This window comes from Streptomyces sp. NPDC051020 (genome assembly GCF_040683105.1).
Taxonomy (GTDB): Bacteria; Actinomycetota; Actinomycetes; order Streptomycetales; family Streptomycetaceae; genus Streptomyces.
This window is the reverse complement of sequence record NZ_JBFBCG010000202.1, coordinates 1-2,760: the sequence shown is the minus strand read 5'-3', so window position 1 is coordinate 2,760 and position 2,760 is coordinate 1. Positions and strand designations below refer to the sequence as shown.

Below are 2,760 nucleotides of genomic sequence, written 5' to 3'. Positions count from 1 at the left end.
CGGGCCGCTCAGCGGCCCGTCAGAACGTCATGGGCCCAAGCCCGGAGGGCCCGGTGAACCTCAAGACCTACCCGCTGCGGTGAGCCCCCGTGCCCTCCCCGGTTCCCTGTCGCGGAGGTCCGGGATGTCCCCGCGTACCTTGCCCCCACGGCGGGGCAAGACGGGGGCTCAGGCGCCGACGCCGAGCGGGGCCGACTGCTCGGCGGGCAGCCGGCGGACGGCCCACACGCTAGGAGCGGCCAGTAGCACGAGGGTTGCCAGCGTCATCACCACGGCGCTGACGGTCAGCACGGAGGCGGACCCGACATGGGTGGCGGTGGCACCGACGACGAGATAGCCCAGCGGGACCGCCATGAGCTCGCCAATGGAACTGAAGGAGCTGACCCGTCCCAGCAGTGCGGTCGGCAGTTGTTCCTGGATCGCGGTGTTCCAGCACACGATCGCGAGGTCGAGACCGATACCAGCCAGGACTGCGGAGGCACACAACCAGACGAGCCGGGCTCCCGCGGCCAGGGCGATCAGTGGCAGGGCCAAGGGCAGGTTCGCACAGACGCAAGCGACCATGATGCGTGACGGCTTCCATTTCAGGGAAATAAACCCGCCAACGACAAGCCCCACGGCAAATGCCCCCTGGATGCTTCCCCACACTGCTGGCCCCAGGTTCAGGTCGTGTACGACAACGGGGCCAAGGAGCTGATATCCACCGAGCCACAGGGCCACGACGACGGCCCCGGAAAGCACGTAGGACCAGAGCCAGAATCTCCGGATAAATTCACTCCACCCGTCGCGAAAATCCCGGATGACTGAGGCTCCTGATTTCACCGCCCCGGAAATGGGGAGGCGGCTGCACAATAGTGCTGCGATGGCGAAACTCGCCGCGTCCCAGCCGAGTGTCCATTGCGGCCCGACGAGCGCCACGAGTGCCCCGCCAATCGCCGGCGCCACAATTCTGATCAAGTTGGTCGGAAGCCGCAGCAGTGCGTTGGCCTCCTGGAGTTGCGTGGGGTCCACCAGTTGGGGCAGCAGGCTGTTCATCGCCGGCTGCATCAGTGCGGACGCGCCACCCGCCACGGCGGCGAGCACGGCGATCCGGCTGGTGGTGGCGTTTCCGCAGGCCACCAGTAGAGCCACGCAGGCCTGAGTGAGAGCCGGCGCCAGGTTGCCGAACACGATCAGGTGCCGCCGGGAGAACCGGTCGGCGACCACGCCGCCGACGAGCAGCAGGGCCAACTGGGGCACCGTGTTGCTGGCCAGAACGATCGCCAGGGACGCCGGATGGCTATCGAAGCCGAGCACCGTGAAAGCCAGCGCCACGGGCGCCATGGCCGACCCGCTCATTGATATCAGGCGAGCGAGGAGAAATAGACGAAAAGGCCCGTGTCGCAACACGGAGAATGACCCACCGAGAACCATCTGGCCCACCCTACACTCTCCACGACGTCCAGGAACTATCCCGACAAAAAGGAATAAAGAAGCCAGATATTTGGACATGCCAGGCATCATGACGGCAGGGCTGTAAAAAATTTCTTGACACGTGATCTTGTACTGTGAAACCTTCGAGGCGAGCCCGGCCCGAATTATTGGGCGGGGATAATTACGGAGGAGAGGAATTCGTTATGGCTCTCAACGCCAATGACGTCGACGCGTTCGTCGCCAACCTGCGCAACCAGGGTCATTGCATGATCGAGATCTGTCTGGGTTCGTCACGTGAGGCCGAGGGCTCGTAGGGGCCGGTGGTAGTCGCGGCCGGTGCGGCGGAGGGCGGCGGCGATGTTGGTCTCGCCGTCCTGGCGGAAGATGCTGATGGCGAGGTTGCGTAGGGAGGCCATGGCGCGGGGCAGGGTGCCGGTGCGGACCTTGGAGTCGTCCTCGCGGAATGTGCGGTCACGCACGTGGTGCAGGAGGTTCTCGATACCCCAGTGGCCTCTGATCCAGGTGGCGAGTTCGGCGCAGGTGGCGTCGAAAACGGTCAGGCTGGTGATCAGGTAGACGCGCTCGATGGTCAGCTTTCCGGTGCTCAAGTCGCGTCGCCACCGTACGACTTGGATCGCCTGGCGGGCTCCGGGGTAGTCGAGGTGGCTGAAGGCGGCGGCCTTGAGCCGGCGGACCTCGTCGCGGTGGTGGGCGTGGTCGCGAGTGCGGTGCCCGAGCGGGATGTCCCGCCAGGGGAGCCCTGTGACCTGGGCATACAGGCCGGGGTGGTTCTTCTTGACGACGGCCACGTAGTGGGCGCCGCGACTGGTCAGGTAGGCGCCGTGGTCGTGCTGGGTGTGCAGGGCGTCGGCGGTCACCACCGTGTTCTCCAGCTGGAGGCCGTCCAGCAACGGCGCGAAGGAGGGAATCTCGTTGCTCTTGGAAGCGACCTGCCGCTGGGCCAGGACCACGCCGTGGTGGTCCATCGCTGCCAGTAGCTGGATCGCCGTGGCCGTTGCGGTTCGCGATCCGCGGACCACCTTGCCGTCGACCGCGATCACCCGTCGCACCGGCCCTTTCTCCGCGTCCGGTTCGACCGGGGGAGGTGTTCTGGCCTGCAGATACGCGCTGATCGCCGCGTCCAGCGCGTCGCCGTCCACACGCTGCAGCAGGCGGCGCATGGTTGCGGCGTGCGGCACCGGCCGCAGACCGGTAAGCGGATCGGCAACGAAGCCAAGGACGCCCAGCACATGCTGCGGGGCATCCGTGATCCACTCGCTGATCGCGATGAGCGAGCGAGCCCCGGTCAGCACCGCCGAGACGGCCGCGCACAGCAACGCGAGGGCC

Annotated in this window: 2 protein-coding genes; both read right to left on the bottom strand. The window is 66.4% G+C overall.

The genetic code is table 11. From position 1 onward, the window contains the following. Nucleotides 1-168: 168 nt before the first annotated feature. Nucleotides 169-1,413 carry an MFS transporter gene (locus AB0N06_RS38600; RefSeq protein WP_366139336.1) on the bottom strand — a complete coding sequence of 415 codons (1,245 nt, stop codon included), beginning with the start codon at nt 1,411-1,413 and terminating at the stop codon, nt 169-171. Nucleotides 1,414-1,703: 290 nt separating this feature from the next. Next, nucleotides 1,704-2,760: ISAs1 family transposase (locus AB0N06_RS38595; RefSeq protein ID WP_366139335.1), on the bottom strand; the 1,057-nt coding region annotated here is incomplete at its 5' end.